15 protein-coding genes, 1 tRNA gene and 1 pseudogene are annotated in these 23603 nt (G+C 72.5%); 9 read left to right on the top strand and 8 right to left on the bottom strand.

Annotated features, from left to right (window positions below):
• Positions 1 to 107 precede the first annotated feature (107 nt).
• Positions 108 to 194, bottom strand: a tRNA-Leu gene (locus tag F4558_RS06055).
• Positions 195 to 224: 30 nt separating this feature from the next.
• Here F4558_RS06055 and F4558_RS32300 point away from each other — a divergent pair.
• A pseudogene (locus F4558_RS32300) lies at positions 225 to 599 on the top strand (hypothetical protein); the annotation flags it as partial.
• On the opposite strand, the gene F4558_RS06050 reads toward F4558_RS32300, so the two are convergent.
• Positions 498 to 809: a hypothetical protein gene (locus F4558_RS06050; RefSeq protein WP_167943420.1), complete on the bottom strand. Its 312-nt coding sequence runs from the start codon at positions 807 to 809 to the stop codon at positions 498 to 500. The pseudogene F4558_RS32300 and the gene F4558_RS06050 sit on opposite strands and share 102 nt — an antisense overlap.
• A gap of 1269 nt (positions 810 to 2078) precedes the next feature.
• On the opposite strand from F4558_RS06050, the gene F4558_RS32075 reads away from it, so the two are divergent.
• The 5 genes from F4558_RS32075 (at position 2079) to F4558_RS06025 (ending at position 10517) form a co-directional block, all read left to right on the top strand.
• Positions 2079 to 3068, top strand: coding sequence for a hypothetical protein (locus F4558_RS32075; RefSeq protein ID WP_312877275.1), 990 nt, complete (start codon positions 2079 to 2081; stop codon positions 3066 to 3068).
• 225 nt (positions 3069 to 3293) lie between these two features.
• Complete coding sequence (locus F4558_RS06040; RefSeq protein WP_167943419.1) at positions 3294 to 5918, top strand: fibronectin type III domain-containing protein; 2625 nt, start codon at positions 3294 to 3296, stop codon at positions 5916 to 5918.
• A gap of 27 nt (positions 5919 to 5945) precedes the next feature.
• Positions 5946 to 6941 (top strand): AAA family ATPase, encoded by a 996-nt coding sequence (locus F4558_RS06035; protein ID WP_053652626.1) that lies wholly within the window; start codon positions 5946 to 5948, stop codon positions 6939 to 6941.
• Between the two features lie 13 nt (positions 6942 to 6954).
• Entirely contained in the window at positions 6955 to 8136 is a 1182-nt protein-coding gene (locus F4558_RS06030) for a DUF58 domain-containing protein (protein WP_167943418.1), read from the top strand.
• Positions 8137 to 8222: 86 nt separating this feature from the next.
• Positions 8223 to 10517: a transglutaminase TgpA family protein gene (locus F4558_RS06025; protein ID WP_167947263.1), complete on the top strand. Its 2295-nt coding sequence runs from the start codon at positions 8223 to 8225 to the stop codon at positions 10515 to 10517.
• A gap of 45 nt (positions 10518 to 10562) precedes the next feature.
• Here the strand turns inward: F4558_RS06025 and F4558_RS06020 are convergent, their stop codons facing one another.
• Positions 10563 to 11354 carry an SDR family oxidoreductase gene (locus F4558_RS06020; protein WP_167943417.1) on the bottom strand — a complete coding sequence of 264 codons (792 nt, stop codon included), beginning with the start codon at positions 11352 to 11354 and terminating at the stop codon, positions 10563 to 10565.
• On the bottom strand, positions 11351 to 12334 hold the full coding sequence (locus tag F4558_RS06015) for an LLM class F420-dependent oxidoreductase (protein WP_167947261.1): 984 nt from the start codon (positions 12332 to 12334) through the stop codon (positions 11351 to 11353). Before F4558_RS06015 ends, F4558_RS06020 begins: the two co-directional genes overlap by 4 nt.
• 171 nt (positions 12335 to 12505) lie before the next feature.
• Between F4558_RS06015 and F4558_RS06010 the strand changes: the two genes are divergently transcribed.
• Positions 12506 to 13369: a DUF1028 domain-containing protein gene (locus tag F4558_RS06010; RefSeq protein WP_167943416.1), complete on the top strand. Its 864-nt coding sequence runs from the start codon at positions 12506 to 12508 to the stop codon at positions 13367 to 13369.
• A 38-nt stretch (positions 13370 to 13407) separates the two neighbouring features.
• Here F4558_RS06010 and F4558_RS06005 read toward each other — a convergent pair whose 3' ends face one another.
• The gene (locus F4558_RS06005) at positions 13408 to 14295 is read right to left on the bottom strand and encodes a phosphatase PAP2 family protein (RefSeq protein ID WP_197281409.1); all 888 of its coding nucleotides are present in this window, start codon (positions 14293 to 14295) and stop codon (positions 13408 to 13410) included.
• A gap of 164 nt (positions 14296 to 14459) precedes the next feature.
• Between F4558_RS06005 and F4558_RS06000 the strand changes: the two genes are divergently transcribed.
• On the top strand, positions 14460 to 15167 hold the full coding sequence (locus F4558_RS06000) for a DUF3159 domain-containing protein (RefSeq protein WP_053652672.1): 708 nt from the start codon (positions 14460 to 14462) through the stop codon (positions 15165 to 15167).
• A 320-nt stretch (positions 15168 to 15487) separates the two neighbouring features.
• Here the strand turns inward: F4558_RS06000 and F4558_RS05995 are convergent, their stop codons facing one another.
• The gene (locus F4558_RS05995) at positions 15488 to 18397 is read right to left on the bottom strand and encodes a glycoside hydrolase family 48 protein (protein WP_167943415.1); all 2910 of its coding nucleotides are present in this window, start codon (positions 18395 to 18397) and stop codon (positions 15488 to 15490) included.
• Between the two features lie 842 nt (positions 18398 to 19239).
• Between F4558_RS05995 and F4558_RS05990 the strand changes: the two genes are divergently transcribed.
• Positions 19240 to 20583, top strand: a complete 1344-nt coding sequence (locus F4558_RS05990; RefSeq protein WP_167943414.1) for a GH1 family beta-glucosidase — start codon at positions 19240 to 19242, stop codon at positions 20581 to 20583.
• 77 nt (positions 20584 to 20660) lie between these two features.
• On the opposite strand, the gene F4558_RS05985 is transcribed toward F4558_RS05990, so the two are convergent.
• Both F4558_RS05985 and F4558_RS05980 read right to left on the bottom strand, forming a co-directional pair.
• Positions 20661 to 21083, bottom strand: coding sequence for a roadblock/LC7 domain-containing protein (locus F4558_RS05985; RefSeq protein WP_053652618.1), 423 nt, complete (start codon positions 21081 to 21083; stop codon positions 20661 to 20663).
• Positions 21080 to 23581 (bottom strand): nitrate- and nitrite sensing domain-containing protein, encoded by a 2502-nt coding sequence (locus F4558_RS05980; protein ID WP_312877274.1) that lies wholly within the window; start codon positions 23579 to 23581, stop codon positions 21080 to 21082. Before F4558_RS05980 ends, F4558_RS05985 begins: the two co-directional genes overlap by 4 nt.
• Between the last annotated feature and the right edge of the window lie 22 nt (positions 23582 to 23603).

The raw sequence follows: 23603 nt of genomic DNA, 5'->3' as shown, positions 1-23603 counted from the left end.
GTCAGCGCAGGGAGAAGCCACTCCCGGCGTTTGAATGCACGTATGCCACGTACCGGTTCTCGTCCCCACGCGAGGGGAGTTGATCTCGCGTGGATCTCCACGAAAACTGGTGTCCGAGGGGGGACTTGAACCCCCACGCCCTATACGGGCACTAGCACCTCAAGCTAGCGCGTCTGCCATTCCGCCACCCGGACCTGCTCGTTCAGCCTACCTTGCCACCCCGGATGATCTTCCATCGGAGGTCGGCACAGCGGGCCGCACGGGGAGTTACTGTACACGGCACTCGTGGATCATGCACATCGCGTACCAGCGGCTGCCTCGTGGCCTTCCCAGCGCTGCTCGGGTCGGCTCGCCGACGGTCAACAAAGCCGTGTCGGAGGCGCGTCCGGGTAGCGTCGGCGGCTCTCTGCCGGCAGCATTGCCACGTGTCCCATCCCTCTCCTCTGGCTGCCGTCCAACGTCGGGCTCTCGCCCTGCGCACCGCGGGCGACCTCAGTTCAGCCCGGCAGCTGCTCGCGGGGGCCGTCGAGTCCGCCCGCCCGCCGTGTGGCGAGGACCACCCCGAGATGCTGCACACGGCGCACCTGCTTGCCCGTTTGCACCGCGAGGCGGACGACCCGCTTGCCGCCCGCCGGGTTCTGGAGGTGGCGTTCGCGGCCGGTGAGCGGCGCTGGGATCATGGCGAGCCGACGATGCTCGCGCTCGCCCTGGAGCTGGCCGAGGTCGCCGAGGAGTTGGGCAACCGGCACGAGGCCCGCCGCAACTACACCCGCGTCGCCACCGCCGGGCCCGCCGTGCTCGGGGAGCACCACCCGGCGGTACGCGCCGCCCGCCAGTACCTCGGCGCGGCCAGCCCCAGCCCCGGCGGCCCAGCCCACCCTGTCTCGACCCCTCCCAGCCCCAACCTGGCCCAGCCGCACGACACACCGCCGACGTACACCCCAGCCCCAGTCCCAGCCCCGACGCCGGCCCCGAGCCCGACAAGCGGGACCGACTCCGGCGCCCGCGCGGCGTTGTCCGGCCCGACGCTGTCGCTGGCGACCCTGGCCGCGATGCGCCCGGCGGCCGACGGCTCTCCCCCGCCCACGTCGCCTTGGGCGCCCGTACCACCGACGCCTCCGCAGGACCCCCCGACGGTACGCATACCCCCCACCTCGGCAGCGCCAGCCGTCGGTGAGGGTCAGCCAGCGCCGACACACGCCACGCCGACATCCTCTGCCCGACTCGCCCCGCCCGAGTCCCACGCTCGACGTGCGTCGACGTCTGCCGCACCGGTCCCACCGCCGCGTACTCCATCCCAGCCCTCGGTGCCTTCCACGTTGCCGGCGCCAACCCGGTCCCCCGCTACCTCGACTCCTGCGGCATCAGCCGCGTCTGTCCCGCCCAGCACCACGCATCCGGTACCGCCGCGCCAGCGCGCCGCACAGCAACCGTCCGGGTCGCAACGGCCACCGGCGGGGATCCCTGCCGACGAACAGCCGACGCCGCAAGCACAACAACGGCCCACGGCCGTACCGCCGCGCCAGCGGTCCGGAAGCCAACCGGCCCATCCTGACGCCGAAGCGCCGACGGCACGGCTGCCGGCCGCACCGCCTCCGCCCACGCCGTCGGTAGCGCCGCGATGGGACAACCCGACGATCCAGGTACGGCAGATCGAACCGCTGCTGGCCGAGGAGGCTGCCCGGGTGGCCGCCTCCGGCGCTGGTGGGCCCGGCAACGCCGTCGACAGTTCGGGGCCATCGGGGGCGATCCCGGTGAGCACCGGTTCTGCGATCACCAACGTGATGGGCGGGTCAGCCGCAAACCAGCCGGTCAGCGCCATGCCTCCTCGGCCCGTCTCGGCACCTCCCGGGGGTTCCCGACCGGTCTCCGGCCCGCCTGGCCGTCATTCCTCTCCGACGGAGGCTTCACCTCACCACGGCCAGCCCGTCTCCAGCCCGCCCGACCACACCCATCCGAGCCCCGGACCACCAGCGCACGTCCACCCGGTATCCGGACCACCCGGACACGCCTACCCCGTGTCCGCGCCACCCGGGCACGTCCACCCCGTATCCGCGCCACCCGGACACACCAACCCCGTGTCCGGGCCACCGGTGAGCGCGCCGTCGTGGGGGCCGGCCGCCCCGGCGTGGAGCAGCAGCGCCCCGCCGCAACCGACGCCCTCCAGCGAACCGACCGCCCCGCTCGCCGCAGACCCGGAGGCGACAATGGTTCGCGGCGAAATGACGCCGGAAGCGGGGCGTCCGGACGGGTACGAACCGGCACCGGGCAGCGCTTCCGCGCCGACCGAGGTCTTCCCGACCGTCCAGCCGACGACCGAGGCCGGGCCGTTGTCCCCGGCCCCGGTCCCGTCGCCCCGCCGTGAGGCGGCGACACCGGCCTGGGCGCCGCGCTCCGATGCGGGCCCGAGCCCCGAACAACAGGCACACCAGCGGGGGTACGCGCCCCAGCCGCACCCGCCGGCCCCGATCCCCCACGCGGCACCGGGCCAGTGCCCGACCCGCCAGCCGTACCCGGGTCAGCAGCCGTACCCGGGTCAGCAGTACCACCAGGGCCAGGAGGCGTACCCGGGCCAGGGGTACCCCCAGGGCGGGTACCCCTCGACGTACGCCCAGGATGGCGGCACTTCGGGACGTCACCGGGGGGTACTTATCGGCGCGGTGGTGGCGGTCGGGGTGGCCGTGGCGGCCGTGGCCGGGCTGGGCGTCGTGCTGCTGAACCGCGCCGATGCGCCGCCGCCTTCCGGGGCTGCGACGACGTCGGCCGCTCCGACGGCGGCCGGGCCCGCACCCGGTGACCTGAACCTGCGGGACGACTCGGCCACGATCACGCTGACCTGGACGGATCCGTCGGGAGGTGCGGTGCCGTTCATGGTGGCCGGCGGTCGGGCGGGGCAGGCGCTGGGGGTGCTGGCGACTGTGGATCCGGGTCGAACGAGCTACACGGTGAGCGGGCTCAGTTCGCGAGTGGACTACTGCTTCACGGTGCTGGCTGTCTACTCCACTGACAGCTTTGCGACCTCCGGGCAGGTCTGCACCGAGCGGGAGCGGTCCACCCCGCCGACCTGAGCGGCATCCGCCTCCGCTCGGTCGGGCTTGACGAGGTCGGAACAGCCGCACTCGCATCTGCCGTCGTGCTGAGCTGGGCGTCCACAACGCACACGCTCGGTATCCACAGGGGTGACGGTGCGGGTTCCCCCGCCAGCGACCGGGCCATATGATGGCACCCGGCTCTGGGGAGGGGTCGCCGCGAGGCGGACGCCACCTGCCATGACTCAGGAGAGGCAGCCGGCTGTGGCCAGCATCGACGACGCCGAGCGGACCGACGCCCCCCGTTCCCGCTCCCGTCTGCGGGGTGGGCTGGTGACCGTCGGCACGGTGACAGCGCTGCTAGCCGCCATGGGGCTGACAGTCCTCGGGTTGGGTGCGGCGGACAACGCGGTGGCCAACTATGACGCGAGTTCCTGGCTGTGGAGCGCGGCGCGCAGCGAGCTGGCCCGGGTCAACGGGGTGACGGCCCGGGTGGACACCCGCACCGAGCTTCCTGGTGCCCGTCGGCATCCGATGCAGGTCACCCAGACCGATCGGCTGTTGATCCTGCGTGATCTTCAGACCGGGCAGGTCAGCTCACTGGACCTGGCCACCCTGCAACTCACCGCGACCACCCCTACCACCCCTGGGCTGGGTGTGAGCGTCGCCCTGCACGAGGACGCGGCGTTCATCGTCGACGCGGTGCAGGGTGTCGTGCGTCAACTCGACCCACGGTCGTTGAGTCCGGTCGGCGAGCCGGTGCGCTATCCCCCGGGCATCACCGGCGGCACGTTCGACGGTAAGGGTCGGCTCTGGATCGCGGTGCCCAGCGAGGGCACCGTCTCGGCGGTCACCGCCGCGAAGTTGCCGTCGGCGCCGGCTTCGGCCGCGCCCGCGAACGGCGGGCTCAGCCCGGAGCGGGTCGAGACGTACGACGTGGCCGAAGCCAGTCACGAGCTTGTGGTCTCCACCCTGGACGACGGGGTGGCGGTGCTGGACCGTACGGCCGGGCGGCTGGTGCGGGTGCAGGGCGGTGAGGTCCGGCGGACGTCGTTGACGCTGTCCGGCCCGGCGGCGCTGCCGGCGCGCACCTCGGGGCCGCGCGTGCCGGTGACGGTGCCCGCCGAGCGGCGGGTGCTGGTGGTGGGTGACGCCGGTGCGGAGCAGTCGTTCACGGTGCCGGGCGGCGGCGATCGGCTGAGCCCGGCGGTGGCCTGGGCGGACCGGTTCTACTGCGCGGACGAGGCCACCGGCACGATCTACTCGTTCGACGCTGGCGGTCAACTGGTCGGCACCGTGCAGGGCAAGACGCCCGGGCCGCTGGAGCTTGAGGTGCGGGAGAACCACCTCTTCATCAACTCGCCCGACTCGGCGACCGCCCGGGTGGTGGACGACAAGCACCAGATGCGCGAGGTCGACAAGTACGCGAACGACGTGCTGGGTGGTGACCCGTCGCCGGCTCCCCCGCCGCCGCCTCCGCCGAAGAAGCCGCAGGTGGGCAAGCCGAGCGCGCCGCGCAGCGTCACCGCCGCCGCCGGCAACGCCCAGGTCCGGGTGAGCTGGCGGCCGGCCGCCGCGAACGGCGCCGAGATCATCAGGTACGTGGTGGAGGGCGCCGGTCAGCGCCTCCAGGTGGGCGCCAACCAGCGTTCGGTGGAGGTCAAGGGCCTGACCAACGGCGAGACGTACCGGTTCGCGGTGCACGCCGAGAACGCCAAGGGCAAGGGTCCGGCGCGCAACAGCAACCCGGTGACGCCGACCGCCTCGGTGCCCGATCCGCCGGCGAGCGTCACCGCGCAGGAGCGGCCGGACGGCACGGTGCTGGTCAAGTGGCCGGCCGCGAACGGGCAGGGCAACAAGATCGCCAGGTACGCGGTGACTGCCAGTTCGGCGGGGACGAACGCGCCGGCCGGTGAGTCGACGAAGACGGAGCTGGTGGTGCCCGCCGGGGAGTTGGAGTTCGGCACGCAGTACGCGTTCACCGTGGTGGCGGTAAACGACAAGGGCGCCGGCTCGGCGGCGTCGCCGGTGAGCAACACAGTGGTGCCGTACGCGGCGCCCGGTCGGCCGCTGGACCTGCGCGCTGCCACTGTCGCCGACCAGCCGGGTGCGGTAACTGTGCAGTGGTCGCCGGCGGACGCGAACGGCCGCGCGGTGACGAAGTACCTGGTGGACGTCGGCGGCAAGGTCCGTGAGGTGACCGATACCCGCGCGACGGTCACCGGCCTGGGTGATGGTCAGAACGTCGCGGTGAAGGTGAAGGCCGTCAACGAGGCGGGTCCCGGCCCGGAGGCGACGGCCACGGCACGGACTGTCGCCGTGCCCCGGGTCACTGTGACCGGCTCGTCGGCGACCGCCACGTCGGCGACTGTGACGTTCACAGTGGACGCTGGCGGTGGGAAGGCCACCTGCTCGGTGAGTACGCCCGGTGAGCCGGCCAAGGCGGGCGCGTGTTCCAGCATCACGATGCCGGGGTTGACGCCGGGTACGGCGTACACGTTCACGGTGACCGCGAGCAACGCGGCCGGCAAGAACACCGCGACGAGGGCTCAGCGGACCGACGCGCTGTACGGCATCGCGACGTGCCGCAACGGCGCCTCCGGCCCGGAGTCGACCTACTGCGACAAGGATGTCGACGGCCGCAACGGCAACGAGATCTTCTCGGTTCCCCGCCAGGACAACGACAAGCAGGTGGGCTGGGCGAAGCCGGGCAAACGACTCCAGGCGTACTGCAAGAAGTCCGGCGAAGAGGTGTACGCCTACATCTACAACAACGACAAGCGCAGCACCTGGTGGGTGCAGGTTGACTACGAGGGGAAGAACTACATTCCCTGGGCCTGGCTCAACCTTGAGGGCGGCGACAACATCAACGTCCTGCCCACCTGCTAGACCTGCCAGGCAAGGAGCACCGCGACCGTGAACACCCACGAGCCGCTCACCCAGCCGGAGGTGCAGGGTTTCGCCGCCCTGGCCGCCCGGCTGGCCGAGAACGTCAACGCGGTGGTGCTCGGCAAGCCGCAGGTGGTCCGGCTGGCGTTGACAGCGCTGTTCGCCCAGGGCCATGTGCTCCTGGAGGACGTTCCGGGGGTCGGTAAGACGACGCTGGCGCGGGCCATCGCCGCGACCGTGAAGGGTGAGTGGCGGCGGATCCAGTTCACCCCCGACCTGCTCCCCTCGGACGTGTCCGGTGTGACGATCTTCAACCAGGCGAGCAGGGACTTCGAGTTCCATCCGGGGCCGGTCTTCGCCAACATCGTCATCGCCGACGAGATCAACCGGGCGTCGCCGAAGACCCAGTCGGCGCTGCTTGAGGTGATGGAGGAACGCACCGTCACAGTGGACGGTGTGCGCCATCCGGTGCCGGCGCCGTTCCTTGTGGTGGCGACCCAGAACCCTGTGGAGATGGACGGCACCTACCGGCTGCCGGAGGCGCAACTGGACCGGTTCCTGGTGAAGCTCTCCGTCGGCTACCCGGACGAGGCGGTCGAGGTGGAGGTGCTGCGCGGGGCGACAGTACGCTCCCCCGAGGCGCTCGCCCCGGTCACCGACACCGCCACCGTCGGGGAGATGGTCCGGATGGCCCGGCGGGTGCACATCGCCGAGCCGCTGTATGCGTACGCGGTCCGGCTTGCCGCCGCCACCCGTACCCACCCGCAGGTACGGGTCGGGGTGAGCCCCCGGGGCGTGATCGCGTTGACGCGCGCGGCGTGTGCGTACGCGCTGATCGACGGTCGAGGGTGGATCATGCCGGAGGACCTGAAGGCTCTCGCCGAGTCGGTGTTCGCGCACCGGCTGCTGCTCACCCCGGAAGCCCAGGTACGCGGGATGACCGCCCCGGAGGTGCTGCGCCAGGCCATCGCCTCGGTGCCCGTGCCGCTGCCGTCGGGGCAGCCCGCCCCGGTGCAGGGCTGACCGGCAGCAGGTCATGGGGATCACCGCCCGCGGGGTCGGTCTGCTCGTCGCCGCCGTCGTCCTGCTCGGCGTGGGCTTCCGGTTCGCGTACCCCGAGTTGACGGTGTTGGGCGCGGCAGCCGGCGCGGCCGTCGGCTACGCGGCGCTGACCGCGGCCTGGCGGCCCCGGCTGCTGGTGACCCGCCATGCCGATCCGGACCGGGTGGCGCGCGGCGAGCCGGCCAGCATGACGTTGACAGTCCGCAACGGCGGGCGGCTGCGCTCGGCGAACCTGCTGGCCGAGGACCGGTGCGGTGAGCGCTCGGTGCCGGTGCCGCTGCTGCGGTTGCGACCCGGGCGGGACACCGAGGTCCGCTACGACGTGCCGACCCACCGTCGTGGGGTGGTGCCGGTGGGGCCGCTGCGGGTGACCCGGCGCGATCCGCTGGGGTTGGTGGCGCTGGCCCGCCCGTACGGCGAGACGACGCCGGTCTGGGTGCACCCCCGGATCCATCCGTTGACGGCGGTGCCCACCGGCGCGGGGCGCAGCCTCGACGGCCGGGTCGACGGGGTGCCACACGGGTCGATCACGTTCAACTCATTGCGGGAGTACGTGGTCGGTGACGAGTTGCGGCGGGTGCACTGGCGCACCAGCGCCCGGGTCGGCGAGCTGATGGTCCGCGAGAACGTGGACACTAGCCTGCCCCGCCTTGTCGTACTCCTTGACAACCGTGCCGTGGCGCACCCGGATCGGGTGGACGGGGTGGCCGAGTCTTTCGAGGCGGCGTGCGAGGCGGCGGCGTCGGTCGTCACCGCGGCGCACCACGCGGACCTGCCGGTGCTGCTGCTCATGGTCGGTCCAGAGACGGCCGGCACGGAGGCGAGCAACCCGGAGGCCATCGAGCCGCGCAGGTCGGCCGGACCGCTGGACCGGCTCGCCGCCGCCGAGTTGTCCGGCGACGGCGACGCGCTGCGGGCAACCACCACCCGGCTGCGCCAGGACCGGCTCGGCGACACACTGATCTTCCTGACCGGTCCGGCTGGTCGGGGCGAGCTGGGGCATGTCGGGGCGCTGCGCGGCGCGTACCCGTCGGTGGTGGTGGGTGTTTTCGGCGCGGCCGAGCCGACGCCGGCGGGCGCGACGGGCCTGGTGGTGATCGACGCGGCGGACGGCGCGGCGTTCGCCGCCGAGTGGGACGGGGTGCGCCGGTGGTGACGGACCTCGGCCAACAGCGGCAGGGCGGTCCGGGCACCGGCGGCGCGGCCTCGCCGCCGGACGGTTCGACATTCCGGGGCATCGGCATGGTCGTGCGGGCGGCCGTCGTGCCGTTGGCGCTGATCGGATTGACCGCGCTCGCCGGAGTGGTGCTCGGCCGGGTGTACGCGGACGACCTGCTGACCTGGCTTGTCGTCGGCGCGGCGGCGGGGTCGGTGCTGGTGAGCGTGGCCGCTCGGCGGCTGCCGTCCTGGCTCGTCGCGCCGGTGTCGGTGGCCGCGATGGCCGGTTGGACGCTCTGGTCGCTGCGGCTGGCCGCTGCCCGCGCCGACCTTCCCGGCGACCTGTTGACGGTGGGCGCGGACGCGGCGCGCAACGGCATCCCGCGGCTGCTCACCGCGATGATTCCGGTGGAGCCCACGCCGGACACGGTGCTGGTGCCGGTGGTGGCGGCCTGGCTGGCCGGCCTTGCCGGTGCGGAGGTGGCGTTGCGCACCGGCCGGGTGCTGCTGGGTTACCTGCCGGCGGCGGGGCTCTACGCTGCCGCCCTCTACGTGGTCGGTCCGAACGCCGAGCCGGCGATCGGCGCGACGCTCGCGTTCGTCGCTGTCGCGGCGGTCGGCCTGGCAGCACCGTCGGGCCCGCCGCCGGCCGCCGGCGATCCGGTCGCCGGCCTTCCCCGAGGGGTACGCGCAGCGGTGCGACTCCGGTTGACGGCCACGGCGGCGCTCGGTGTGGCGCTTGTGGTCGGGCTTGTTGCGCTACTCAGTCCCATGATCGCCGGGCAGGTCGACGGCCGTCCTGTGGATCCGCGGCGGTACGTGGAGCCTCCGCAGGTGGAGACCCTCGACGAGAACCCGCTGATCCGGATCTCCGGTTGGGCGCTGCACCCGGAGCAGAAGCTCCTCGACGTGAGCACGGTCCGCGACGGCACGCCGACCGGCGGGAGTTCACCGATCCCGGGCGGCATCGCGCCGGACGGCGACGATGCATCCGGCGGCCCGGACGCCTCCGGCAGCAGCGTGCGGATCCGGTTGGCGGTGCTCAGCGACTACGACGGGGTGACGTGGCGGGTCGGCGCGACGTACCGCAACGCGGGCCGGATCCTGCCGGCCACGGCACCGGCACGGGACAGCACTGTGGAGACCATCCGGCAGGAGATCACCGTCGCCGAGCTGAGCGGCGGGTTGCTGCCGGCCGTGGCGACGCCCCGGGAGGTAAGCGGCGCGCGGGTGGCGTACGACCCGGAGACCGGGACGCTGATCCGGCCGGAAGGGCTCACGCCGGGGTTGCGGTACACGGTGACGTCGGCCCGGGAGCGCCCGGACAACAACCTGCTGGCGACGGCGAACGTGCCCGCCGGCGAGGAGGTGGCCCGGGTGCTGCGGGTCGCCGACGGAGCACCCGACCAGCTGCGCCGGCTGGCCACGCAGCTCGCCGAGGACAACGGCGCACCGTACGCGCGGGCCACGGCGATCGAGCAGTTCCTTGCCGAGCACTACCGGGTGGCGGCGGACGCGCCGAGCGGTCACGCGTACCCGAATCTGGGTTTCTTTCTCTTCGGACCGCGCAACGGCGGCGGGCAGGAGGGCACGTCGGAGCAGTTCGCTGCGGCGTTCGCGGTGCTCGGGCGACTCTCCGGGCTGCCGACCCGCGTGGTGGTGGGCTTCGAGTCCAGCGGGCAGGGGCCGGTGCGGGCCGGCGACGCGTACGCCTGGCCGGAGGTGCTGTTCGACGGTCTGGGGTGGGTGGCGTTCGACCCGCTGCCCCGCCCGGACAACGAGCCGAGGCCTGTGGAGGAGGACTTCCGCCCGACGCCGGATGATCCCCCGCCCTCGGAGGCGCCGGCGCCCACTGTCGAGCCGACCGCGTCGCCGGAGCCGGTGACAGCCGCCGACGGGCCGGACGGGTCCGGCGTGTCCACCCCGGTGCTCGTCGCCGGTGGCAGTGGCGGCCTTCTGTTACTGGTCGGCGGCGTGCTGCTCGCTCTGCTGGCGATGCGCCGTTCGCTGACCCGCGCCCGGCTCAGCCGGGGCGACCCCGGTGAGCGCATCGCTGGCGCCTGGCGGGAGGTCACCGACGCGCTTGGGCTGGCCGGGCGCCCGGTCGGCGACGACCTGGCGGCGACCGAGGTGGCGAACCAGGCTCGGCAGGCGCTCGCCGACGCCCGCAGCGGACGGTCCGGCGGTGGTGTTGCCGATGTCGACGACCTGGCCGCCCTGCTCAACCAGGTGGCTTTCGCGCCCGGTGCCGCCACCGCCGCCCAGGCCGACCGTGCCGGTGCGGCGGCCACCGGCTACGTGGCTGGGTTGCGCGCCGCCCGCCCCTGGTGGCGACGACTGCTCTGGTCCATCCACCCCGGCCCGCTGCGCCGCCGCTGACCGGCCGTCGCCGCCCACGAATCCGGCACGATACGCCAGGCCAGGTCAGGCGGTCAGGCGGCGGACGAGCTTGCGGAGCCCGGCCTGCCAGCCGTCCGGGTCCTCGGCGCGGCGGCGCGCGTAGTCGGCGACCTCCGGGTGCGGCAGGATCAGGAAGCGCTCCTCGGCGAGCCCGGCGATGGCGGCGTCGGCGACCTGGTCGGGGGTGAGGACCGCGCCGGACGCCTCGATCACGCGGGCGCCCAGGTGGCCCTCGCGGATGCCGTCGGCGAGCATCGGGGTGTCGACGCCCTGCGGGCAGAGCGCGCTGACCCGGATGCCCCGATCCCGGTAGGTGATGGACAGCCACTCGGCGAAGCCCACCGACGCGTGCTTCGTCGCGGTGTACGCGGCGTCGCCGACTGCGGTCAGCACTCCCGCCGCCGAGCAGGTGTGCAGCAGGTGCCCGCCGCCCCGGGAGAGCATCCCGGGCAGCACCGCGCGTGCCGAGTAGACGTGAGCGAGGACGTTTACCCGCCACGCCCGGTCCCAGCCGGCGTCGTCGACCTCCACTCCCCCGCCGGTGGTCACGCCCGCGTTGGCGCAGAACAGGTCGATGCGGCCGAAGCGTCGTTCGGTGTCGTCGACGATCGCGCGGACCTGCTCCTCGTCGGTGACGTCGAGGCCGGTGGCGTGGGCGACCGGGCCGATGCTCTCGGCGACCGCCCGGGCGGCGTCGGCGTCCAGGTCGGCGACGACCACGGCGGCGGCACCCTCGGCGGCGAACCGGCGGGACAACGCGGCACCGATGCCGCCGGCACCGCCGGTGACGACCACGATCCGGTCGGTGAGGTTCACGCGGACGCTCCCGAGGGCTCGGTGCCCAGTTGGGCGATGAGGGTGGTCAACGCGGCGGCGCCCCCGGCGGTCACCTCGGGCGTGGGCAGCAGGGCGATGATGGGTACGGCCACTCCGGCGTCGGCGTAGCGGCGCACCTGGGCGCGGCAGTGCTCCGGTGAGCCGTGCAGCACCAGCGCGTCGACCACCTCGTCGGGCACCGCCGCGCTGGCCCCGCGCCGGTCACCGGCGGCCCACGCGTCCCACATCGGCGCCAACACCTTGTCGCGGCCGAGCCAGCGGTGGAACTCGGCGTACGCGGGGACTGTGAGGTAGCTGGTGATCAGCCGCCGGCCGAGCGTACGGGCGTAGGTGGCGTCCTCGGTGGGGCAGACGAAGATGCGGGCGGCGATTTCGAAGCCGGGTCGGCGTTCGCCCAGTTCGGCGAGGGTGCGGGGCACGTCGTCGGCGCTGAGCCAGTTGAGGATGACTCCGTCGGCCTCGGCGCCGGCCAGCCGGAGCATTCCGGGGCGCAGCGCGGCGAGCACGATGGGCGGCGGCACGGCCGGCGGCCGTTCGAGTGTGAACCGGCGCACGGTGAAGGTGTCGTAGACCTCGTCGACGGTCTCCCCGCGCAACGCGGCGCGCAGGAAACGCAGGACGTCGCGCGTACGCCGGAACGGCTCGTCGAACCGCACCGCGTTCCAGTCCCGCACGAGCACCGGCGAGGACGCGCCGATGCCGAGCGAGAACCGGCCCGGTGCGGCCTCGGCGAGCGCCGAGGCGCTCATCGCGAGCAGCCCGGGCCCCCGGGTGAAGACGGGGGTGATCGCGGTGCCCAGCCGCAGGCGGGGCTGCCAGGCCGCCGCGAGCGCCAGCGGGGTGAACGCGTCGGCCCCGGCGACCTCGGAAGACCAGACGTCCGTGAATCCGGCGTGGTCGAGCGTCGCGTAGACGGCCGCGTGGTCGGCCAGCGGGACTCCGTTCAACGGCACTGTCATGCCCCATCGATTCGTCACCGATCGATCGTGCCCGCTGACGGGGTGCGCGAGCAAGATCCCCGTCCTGGGCAGAATCGCCGGTTCCGCCTGCGCGGCGGTCGCGTCGAGCGCCCTGTTCGCGGCATCTGCGCGGGCCGATGTGCTGTCCGCCGCGCAGGCTAATCTCGGCTGGTGACCTTCTCCCTCGTCGCCCGCTCCGCCGACGGCCGCCTGCACGGCGTGGTCGTGGCCAGCAAGTTCCTGGCGGCCGGGGCGCTCGTACCGGCCGCGGAGGCCGAGATCGGCGCGCTTGCCACCCAGGCACACGTCAATCTCGCCTACCGGCCGCAGGGGTTGGCCCTGCTGCGTACCGGGATTGCCGCCGCCGATGTGGTGGCCGGTCTGGTCGCCGCCGACGGCGACCGCGCGCACCGCCAGCTCGGTGTGGTGGGGGCCACCGGTCCGGGCGCGACCTGGACGGGCCCGGCCTGTCATCCGTGGGCCGGGGGCCGAGTCGGCGATGGCTGGGCCGCGCAGGGCAACATCCTCGCCGGCCCGGAGGTCGTCGACGCGCTGGCCGATGCGTGGCTCGCCGGGTCGGCGCTGCCGTTCGCCGAGCGGCTCGTGGCCGCGCTGCGCGCCGGTGACGAGGCCGGCGGCGATCGGCGCGGCCGGCAGAGCGCCGGCCTGCTCGTGGTCGAGCGCGGCGGTGGGTACGCCGGCACCAGCGACGTGCTTGTCGACCTGCGGGTGGACGACCACCCGGACCCGGTGGCGGAGCTGGAGAGGCTGCTCGCCGTACACAGACTGCTGTTCAGCCGGCCCGACCCGGCGACCCTGCTCGACCTGAGCGGCGCGGTCGCCGACGAGGTGGCGGCGCTGCTCGCCGCGCTGGGTCATCAGGTTGCCGCCGACGGCCCGGAGGAGGCGTTGTTCTCCTGGGCCGCTCTGGAAAACCTGGAGGAGCGGCTGGTGCCGGGGCGCATCGACCCGGTGGTGTTGACGCACCTGCGCAGCGTCGCGCCGCACGTGCCCGCCCCTCGACAGGCGAGCTGACCCGCGCCCGGGTTGGCGAGCTGACTCCCCCGGCCAGCTCAGCCCTTGACGCGGGGCACCAGCCGGTGCACGACGGTGAGCACCAACGCCATGACCACCGCCATCGTGCCGGCGATGCCGGCGGCGCTGCCCGCGTACGCGACGAAGAGGGGCCGACGGCTCAGCTCGGTCGGCCAGGTGTCGCGCAGGCCCACCAGCCACGCCAGGGCGAGCCCGCAGACGATCAGGGCCAGCACGCCGGCCACGCCGAGCACCGCGCTGGCGACCCGGTGCGCGTCGCCGGGGGCGACCTCGGCCTGTTCCCGCTGGGTGACCAGCAGCACCAGCCCGGCCAGCGCCGCCCAGACGCCCACCACCAGGTACGCGGCGACGGCGTCGCTGGGTCGGTGCCAGCCGGCCGAGAGGGTGGCGACCCCGGCGGCAGCGGCGTAGGTCGCGCCGATGAACGCGCCTGCGGCCCGTACCTTGCGGGGCAGGACGAGCATCAGCGCGAGGGCCACCGAGGCGGCCACTGCGGTGTGCCCACTGGGGAGGCTGTTGCCGACCCCGGCGCGCTCCGGGTCGATGCCGTAGTCCGGGCGGGCCAGCCCGTACTTGAGCAGTTGGGTGGTGACGTTCGCGCCGGCGATGAGCAGGGTGGCGGTGACGGCAAGGGCGATGCGGCCCCGGATGAGCGCGATGAAGCCGATCATCGCGGTGGCGGCCAGCAGGGACACCACCGACATCGCGTTGAGGAGCCGGTCCACCGGACCGTCGATGCGATCCTGACCGATCTGGTTGCCGGTAAGGGCGACCGTGTCGACCCACTGGCCGATCCCGGTGTGTACGGCCACCCGCCAGACGGCGAGGAAGGCGGCCGCCTGAACGAGGGCCAGTACGACCAACCAGACCGCGGTCCAACCCCTTGCCGTCGCGCGCATCCGCACACCGTAGCGGCCGTCGCGGACCGGCCGGTTGGTGGCCCACCGCCTGTCGACGGTTAGGTTGAACCAGGGTGGAGGAGGTTGCTGTGGACGGCACACCGGAGCGGAAGTCCGGCCAGGTCAGGCCCGCCTCCGAGCGGCGGGAGGCGGCGGAGCCCGGTGGGCAGGTGCGCGGCGAGTCGTTGGCGGACCTGCTGGGCGGCCGGCGCGGGGCCATCGACGCCACGCTTCCTCCGGTGGCGTTCGCGGCGGGCTGGCTGATCGGCGGCGAGTCGCTGTGGGCAGGGGTCGGCGCGGCGCTTGTCGTCGGCGCGGCGGTGGCGGGCGTACGGCTGCGGCGGGGTGACCGGCCACGTTCGGTGCTGATCGGCCTGCTCGCGGTCTGCGTCGCGGCGCTCGTCGCGGTCCGGACCGGCCGGGCCGAGAACTTCTTTCTGATCCAGTTGCTGTCGAACGCGGCGAGCGCGCTGGCCTGGGCGGTGAGCATCGTGGTGCGCTGGCCGCTGCTCGGGGTGGTGGTCGGCACGGCGCTGGGTCAGCGTGGCCGGTGGCGGCGCGACCCGGCGCTGCTGCGCGGGTACGGCCGCGCCAGTTGGGTGTGGACGGCCACCTATGTGCTGCGGGTGGCGGTGTTCGTTCCGCTGTACCTGGGCGGGCAGGTGCTCGCGCTCGTGGTGGCCCGCGTCGCGTTGACCTGGCCGCTGGTGGCGGCGGCGCTGGCGGTGAGCTGGGTGGTGCTGCGTCGGTCCTTGCCGGCCGGGCACCCCGGTCTGCGGCATCCGGTCCCGCCCGACGCCGCCACCGAGGCACCCGACGCGCCGAGCGGCACCCCTGCGCACGAACCGGAGCCAGGGCAAGCGCCGGGGCCGGGCTGAAAGTCGGCGGGCGGCAGCGCTCATCGGGCAGAAAAGTGGAGAGGCCGCCACGGGGGGAGCGGCCTCTCCGATCAGGTACGTTACTCCGTCGTACTCGTCGGCGTGATCCCACGAGAGCCCGAATTTCTGGGCTTTTTCGCGACTGTCTCCACTCCGGGCGGTGGGGTGGGCCGGTCGACCCGCTGCGTTGGCCGGATGACCGGCCCACCCCGGCCTGACCGTGGGTGTCAGGCCGTTCCGCCGGCCGGGTCCCTCAGTTCCCCCGAACCCGGCCGAACCCCGAGGTGGGCGGGGGCACGCTCGCCCACCCCGGGTCGTTGTCAGCCGTTCGGGAACAGCGTCCCGTAGTCGGCGTACGCCATGGCCACGTCGGCCTGCGCCCAGAAACGGTGGTAGTTGAAGCTGGGCTCCGGACCGCCGTCCAGGTACGCCTGGACCTTGGGCCAGTCCGGGTCGTTCTTGTAGAAGGACCGGATGTCGATGAAGCTCTTGCCGGCGGCGATGGCGTCGCCGTTTGGCATCTTCCCGGTCCAGCCCGGCGGGACGTAGAGGCCCTGCCCGCTGGACGCGTCGTAGGTGTCGTCGAAGCGCCGGTAGTCGCCACGCTTCTCGGTGGTGGAGACACCCTTGGCGTCAGCGGCTGCGGAGAGGGCGTCGAGCAGCCCCTTGGCGGTGTCCTTGGCCGCCACGTTGCCGGACTTGGCCGCGTACGCGATGAGGGTCCGGGCGTAGGCGGCGGCGACGCCGACGTCCTGGCCCTTGACGGTGACCTCGACGTGCAGGTTGGTGTTGGGCTGTGGGTTGCTCGGGTTCCAGGTGGTCGGCTGGCCGGTCCACTTCATGTCCGACGGGATCGACCAGTTGGTGCCGACAGTGGTGTTGGCGATCGCCCAGGGCACCCACTTGTCCAGCAGGGCCTTGGCCTTCGCGTTGCCGGTCTGGAGGTACAGCTCGGCGATCCGCTGCATCGACCAGGCCTGCATGCCGAACCACTGGTTGGACGGCGGGTCGTTGTAGACCGGGTCGACGTCGTAGAACATGCCGTAGAAGGTGCTGGTGCCGGCCGGCGGCTGGGCGTAGCTACCGTCCCAGCTGTTGGTGGCGCCACCGGCGATGCCGCCCTCGGCGGACTGGAGCCAGGTGTAGAACTCCAGCTGCCGCTCGAAGCTCTTGGTCCAGTCGGCGACAGCCGTCGACGACTGCGGCTTGAGCTCCGGGGTGTTGGTCAGCGCCCAGGCCGCGAACGGGTTCTGGTAGCCGAAGTGGTTGTGGCTGGAGCCGATCCGCCAGGACCAGTTCTGGCTGGCGTCGTACGCGCCACCCCAGGCGTAGTACCAGGAGAGCAGGTAGTGCGCCGAGTCCTTGCCGCTGCCCGCGGGGCAGGTGCTGGCACCGACGCAGTTGCCGATCTTCTTGAAGTACTTGTCGAACATCGCGTACCGCAGGTAGTCGCCCATCTTGGCGGCCTTGGCCACGGTGGCCGCGACGTCGGCCTGCTTACCCTGCGCCTTGGACCAGGTCAGCGCCCAGTACGCGGCCTGCACTGCGCGGGCGTCGGCGTCCGGGGCGTTCGTGTACTTCCACTGCTTGGCGGGAGCGCCGCTGTCCTTGACGAACAGGTCGAGGTAGCCGTACTGGCCGCCGTGCTTGAAGGTGTCGCAGGACGGCTGCGGGATGGTCTCCCACACCGACTCCTGGGTGCCCCGCTGGAAGGTGTTGATGTAGGCCGGCTTGGTGGTGCCGTCGCCGCAGTGGCCGAAGCCGTAGGTGTTGTCGACGTCCAGCAGCCAGTGCATGCCGTAGATGTCGCCGGTGCCGTAGGTGGACTGCAGCTCCGAGCGCAGCGGGTCCTGTCCGACGGCGACGTTCGGGTTCAACGCCGAGGGGTACTGGCTGGGCAGGTTGTATTCCGCGGCGTACTGCGGGGTGCCCGCGGAGCCCGCGGTCGGCTGGTCGGCGTGCGAGGGGATGATGTACTTCTCCATCACCGTCCAGGCGTTGTTGAACGGTGCCCAGTTCTGGGTGACCTGGCCGTAGTAGGCCTCAAGCCAGAGCCAGAAGCTGAACGCCTCCGAGGTGGTCTCGTGCCCGTGGTCGGGCGCCTCGACGATCAGCGTCTCCACCGAGTGGTACGGCACGCCCTCGGGGCTGAAGTAGCCCGAGTTCTTGATCTTGCCGTACTGCTCGAGGAACTTCTTGATGTAGGCGTTGTCGCCGCCCGGTGTGTCGTTGTCGATCTCGGTGGCGGCGACCGCCAGCGAGGCGATGCCGGTGGCGGCGGCGGCGGTGATGGTGGCGCTACCGCCGACGGTGTCGGTGTCCTCCGCCGCGGCGACCGTGATGGTGACCCCGGTGTTCCAGTTGGCCGGCGTCAGCGTGACGGTGGCCGGCGTGACAGTGATGTCGGTGTCGCCCGTGCGGGTGAGAGTGACCGGCACGTTCGCCGTCGGCGCGGCGCTGAGCTTGAGGTTGAAGGTGCTGCTGCCGCCCTCGTTGACGCTCACCGCGGACGGGGTGGCGACAAGCGTCGGGCCGGTGGCGGCGCCGACGGTGAACGCCTTCTCGGCGACACCGATGCCGTTGGCGTTGTCGTACGCCTTGGCCTGGACGGTGTAGCTGCCGGCCGGCAGGTCCTCCTGCGTGTACGCGTACGGCGCGGTGGTGTCGGTGTTGATCAGCAGGCCGTTGCGGTAGAACTCGACCTTGCTGATCGTGCCGTCCGGGTCGCTCGCGGTGGCGGTCAGCGGCACGTCGGCCGGCGCGGTGAACGGCCCGGCCGGCAGGTCGAGGGAGACCGTCGGCGGCTGGTTGGCCGGGGTGCCGTTGCACGGGGTGCCGTTGAGGGTGAACGAGGTCGGCTTCGGGTTGCTGCCCGTGTGGGAGCCGTTGAATCCGATGGTGGTGGAGGCCCCGGTGCCGAGATTGCCGTTGTACGACTCGTTCGTCGCGGTGACCTCGCTGCCGGACTGGCTGAACCTCGCCGACCACCCCTGGGTGACCCGCTGGCCACTGTTCGGGAAGGTCCACTTGAGCGTCCAGTTGCTGACCGGGTCGCCCAGGTTCTTGATGGTGACGTTGGCGGTGAAGCCGGTGTTCCAGTCGTTGGTCGCGTAGACCACGTCGCAGGCCGGTGCGGCCTGCGCAGCGCCGGCCGGCAGGGTCACCCCGCCGACGGCGAGCGCGGCGGCGGCGAGGATCGCCACTCGGCGGCGTCGTGCCAGTTGTCTCATGTGCGCGGTGTCTCCTCGGACCAGGCCGGGACGGACCCGGCGAGGCGCCTGCCCGCAGGTGTGGTGGTGTGCGGGGGATTCGAGGCGCCGGAATGGTGGTCGCCCCGGGCCCGGCCGGGGGTGCGGCGGTGCGGCCCGCGCGGGAGGGGGTCCCGTCGGCTGCGATCGGGTGCCGCGACCGGCGATGATGCTGCCGGCTGCCCTCGGCGGACCCACGCCACGCGATCTGGCTCTGTCGCGTTGAATCGACAGTGTGCCATGGAAGCGCTCCCACGACAAGCGCACAGGAGCCTGAATCAGACACTTGTTTCGATCTCGTTTTGGGTCTTTCACAAAGGCGTGACGGGCGTTACAGTCGCAACATCGGTCGATGGGAGCGCTTCCATCGACAAAGGTTCCAACTAGAAGATCACCGAGGTTGTCCTCGCGACGACTTCGGGGAACCAGCCCGAAGGCTGACGGCGGGCCAGCCCGGACGCCGCCGTCAGCCATCGTCCCATCACTGGGAGGGAGGTGGAACCAGAGCCACTCGCGTGGCCCGGCTCCCGCGCGACACGCACGGCAGGACCCAAATTCCGCCCGTGCGTGTGCAGTTACAGTGGGGACGGGGGTTGCCCTCCCCCGTCCCCACACACTAAACCCCCGTACACGATGGGAAAAGAGGCCGACGGACAGGCGCGACGCGCCGCCCGGTCGGCCTCGTTCGCTGTCCGGGGCCCCCACCCGCCTCGACCTGGTAGCCCGAGCCGCCAAGCGGCCGGCTGACTGGGCGGGGCGCTCCTGACCTATCCTGGGAGCGCTCCCGAATCTCGGCGGTGGCCCCGTACCCACGAGGAGAATCCATGTCGATACCCACCGGGCCCACCGGCCCGCTGCGCTTCCCCAGCGACTTCGGCTGGGGTGCCGCCACCTCCGCGTACCAGATCGAGGGCGCCACCAAAGAGGACGGCCGCGGCGAATCGGTCTGGGACACGTTCAGCCGCGTCCCCGGGCGCACCCGAAACGGCGACACCGGCGATGTGGCCGCCGACCACTACCACCGGTACGCCGAAGACCTCGACCTGATGCGCGACCTCGGGCTGCGCAGCTACCGCTTCTCCATCTCCTGGCCGCGCATCCAGCCCGACGGCACCGGCGCGCCCAACCAGCGCGGACTGGACTTCTACCGCCGGCTGATCGACGGCCTGCACGAGCGTGGCATCGAGCCGATGGCGACCCTCTTCCACTGGGACCTGCCGCAGGCGTTGCAGGACGCCGACGGCTGGGAGTCCCGCGACACCGCCCACCGCTTCGCCGACTACGCCGACTCCGTCTTCTCCGCCCTCGGCGACCGGGTGTCCGTCTGGCTCACCATCAACGAACCCAAGACCGTCGTGCAGAACGGCTACCTCATCGGCCACCACGCACCCGGCCGGCAGGACCCGGACGCCGCCTACCTCGTCGCCCACCACCTGCAACTCGCCCACGGTCTCGCGGTCCGCGCGCTACGCGCCGCCAACAGCACCAGCCGGATCGGCCCCGCGCTCAACCTGCACCCCTGCTACCCCGCCGACGACTCGCCCGAGGCGACCGCCGCCGCCCAGCTCTACGACGGCTACGAGAACCGCCTCTACCTCGACTCCCTGCTCAAGGGCAGCTACCCGCAGGACGTGCTCGCCGACCTGGGCTCGCGCAGCCGGATGGTCCGCGGCATCCGCGACGGCGACCTGGCGGTGATCTCCTCGCCGGTCGACCTGCTCGCCGTGCAGTACTACACGCCGATCTACGTCACCGCCGACGGCCGCAGCGAGCAGCGCTGGCCGACCTCCGAGGCCGAATGGCAGCAGATCTACCCCGACGGGATGTACGACATCCTGACCCGGGTCACCCGCGACTACGGTCCGATCCCGCTCACGGTCACCGAGAACGGCCTGCCCACCCCCGACACCCTGGGTACCGACGGCACCGTCGACGACGCCGGCCGGATCACCTTCCTGCGCGACCACCTCGCCGCCGCGCACCGCGCCATCGCCGCCGGAGTGCCGCTGGAGAGCTTCCACGTCTGGTCACTGCTCGACAACTTCGAGTGGGCCGAGGGCTACGACCAGCGCTGGGGTCTGGTCTATGTGGACTACGCGACCCAGCGACGCGTGCTCAAGCGCAGCGCCCACTGGTACCGCTCCGTGATCGCCGAGGGCGGTTTCTGAACGGGGCGCCCGGACAGCCGGGCCCGGACGGCTCGGCTCCGGTGAGCCGGTGACCGTCCGGGTCACGCCCGGACCACTCAGCGAGGCAACGCCTGCTGCAACTCCGCCCGCAGCGCAGGGGTGAGCATCTCCCCCGCCTGCTTCGCGAGCCGCGCCATCTCGTAACCCACCACGCCGATGTCCGCGTCACCAGCGGCCAGCGTGGCCAGGATCGAGCCGTCACGCACCTGCATCACCAGGAAGTAGCCCCGGCCCATCTCGACCACCGTCTGCTTGACGATGTCACCGTCGAACATCTGCGCCGCGCCGGCCGTGATGCTCATCAACCCCGAGGTCACCGCGGCGAGCTTGTCGGCGTGGTCCCGCGGCAGGTGATCGGAGATCGCGACCAGCAGCCCGTCCGAGGAGACCACCACCGCGTGCGCCACACCGGGCACCCGCTCCGCGAACGCGCTCACCAGCCAGCTCAGATCCCGTGCCTCCTGGCTCAACGTCGTCACTGTCGTCGTCCCCCTTCGTCGTGCCCCCACGAGGATGACACGGGTATCTCGGTGGTGTCCTCGGCCTCCGCACGCCGTACCCCGCTGTAGAGCCGGGAAAGCATGCCCCCCACCGCCGCCGGGTCCAGATCGACACGTGTCGGCGTCGAGCCCGGCTGCGCCGGGCGGGTGACCGCGGAAAGCTGCGCCATCGGCACCCGTACCGGCAGGCCCCGCTCGTTCGTTCCCGCGGTCACCGGCGTCGCGGGCGGCACGGCCGGACCGGTGACCGCCGGGCCGGCCGGTCCCTCACGGGACCACCAGCCGCTGCCGTCGGACGCAGCGGCCGGCGCGGCCAGCACATCCTCGGCGCGCACCGGCACCGGGCGAGCCTGCTGCGGCGCAGCCGCCGGCGGACGACCGGCGAACGGCAACTCCATCGGCGCGGCGGCCGGCGCGGCCACTCGGGAAGCCCTGGCCATCCGCTGCGCTCCAATGCCGCGCGCCGCGCCAGCCGCCAGCATCCGGGCCGGCATCGGCGGATCCAGCTCCACAGTGCCCGCCGGAGCCAGCAGAGAGGCGGGCAGCACCAGCCGGGCGACCAGGCCGCCGCTCTGCCCACCGTCGAGCCGCACGAGTACGCCCAGCCGGGCGGCCAGGTGGCTGACCACGAACAGGCCCATCCGCTCGACCGCCGCGACGTTCGCAGCCGGCGGGCTCGCCAGCACCGCGTTCGCCTCGGCGAGCGCGGCCTGGGTCATGCCGAGGCCGTTGTCGGCGATGTCGATCTGCACGGCCGACGCCTCGACCCGGGCGGTCACCACGACCGCCGTGTCCGGGCGGGAGAACGCCGTAGCGTTCTCCAGCAACTCGGCCAGCATGTGCACCAACTCGCCCACCGCGTGCCCGACCACGTTGACGTCGCCCGCCGGTTCCAGGCGGACCCGCTGGTACTGCTCGATCTCGGCGGCCGCGGCAAGCAGCACGCTGCCGAGACCGACCGGGCGGTTCCGCCGGCGGGTGGATTCCGAGCCCGCCAGCACCAACAGGCTCTCGTCGTTGCGGCGCATCCGGGCGGCCAGGTGGTCGAGCTTGAACAGGTTCTCCAACTGGTCCGGGTCGCTCTCCTCGCGCTCCAGATCGTCAAGCAGCTCCAGTTGGCGCTCCACAAGCACCTGGCTGCGTCGGGCCAGGTTGACGAACATGCTGTTGACGTTGCGGCGCATCCGCGCCTGCTCGACGGCGACGCTGACCGCGCTGCGGTGCACCGCGACGAACGCCTCGGCCAGCTCGCCGATCTCGTCGAGCGAGCGCACCACCGGCGGCGCGACGTCGATGTCGGTCACCCCGCTGTTCACCGTACGTAGCCGGTCCAGCGCGTCCGGCAGCTCGATCTGCGCGATCCGCAGCGCCTGACTGCGCAACAGGCGCATCGACCGGGCAACCGACCGGCCGACGAGCAGCGAGATGAGCAGGGCTGCCAGCAGCACCGTGACGATCCCACCGACGACAAGCAGGGTGTCCCGCAGCTGGCTGGAGCTGACGTCGTCGGCCTGCCGCACAGCGTCGTCGAGCACCCCCGCTTCGAGCTGACGCAGCAACTCCTGACGCTGCTGGCTCGCCGACCACCACTGCTCCGAGGGCAGCACCTCCGGCGTCGCGTCACCAGTGGGCAGGCTGCGTTCCTCCAACTGGGTGGCGACCTGGAACATCGGGTTCACCGAAGCCGCGTCGTACCGGCGGATCTGGTCGATGGTGGCGGCCACCCGGAACGCCCCCAGCGCGGTGAGCTGCTGAGCGCGCAGGTCGGAGAGCAGGACCCGGTCGTCGGTGCCGTACCGGCCGGCGCGGGAGGCGGCGTAGAGCTGGGCGCGGATCCGGGAGGACAGCTCCTTGACCCGGGCCAGCTGGACGTAGCGCAGCACCGCGTCGCTCAACGCCGGTCGTTCCTGACCCGGCGTCGGCTCGTCGAGCAGATCGAGCAGCGCGTCGATGGCCCGGTGGTAGTTGCTCAGGATGGTGTCGTTGCTCAGCACCGCCGGCGGGACAGCCGCCCGGATGTCGACCACCTTGTCGTACGCCTCCAACGCATCGGAGTAGGCGACCCGCCAGGATGCGTCGGCGTTGGCGAGCGGTTTCGCGGCCCGACGCAGGTCGTCGATGGCCCGGTCGGTGGCCGACTGCAACGGCCTCAGGTCGCTGGCCGCGGCCTGCCGGTCACCACCCCGGCGCAGTTCGCCGAGCTCACCTGCCGACCGGTCGCGCTCCTGCTGGAGGTGGTGCACCACGGCGGTGATCTGCCTGCCGATGCCGACCTGCCGGGCGAAGTCGTTAAGCTCGGTCGTCCGCCCGACGAGAGCGCTGGTCTGCACGCTGGCCAGCACCAGGAATGCCACCGACGGCACCACCAGGACGGTGGCCAGCTTGGTGCTCATCCGCCAGTCGCGCAGCCGGAACGGCGAGCGGCGCCGGTGCGGAACGACCCGGACGTCGAAGCGACGCCGACGATGGTTCGACACCGAACCGCTCGTCGGATCGGGA

It is taken from the genome of Micromonospora profundi (assembly GCF_011927785.1).
GTDB lineage: Bacteria > Actinomycetota > Actinomycetes > Mycobacteriales > Micromonosporaceae > Micromonospora > Micromonospora profundi.
The sequence above is the reverse complement of the archived record's forward strand: the minus strand, read 5'-3'. Positions and strand labels throughout refer to the sequence as shown.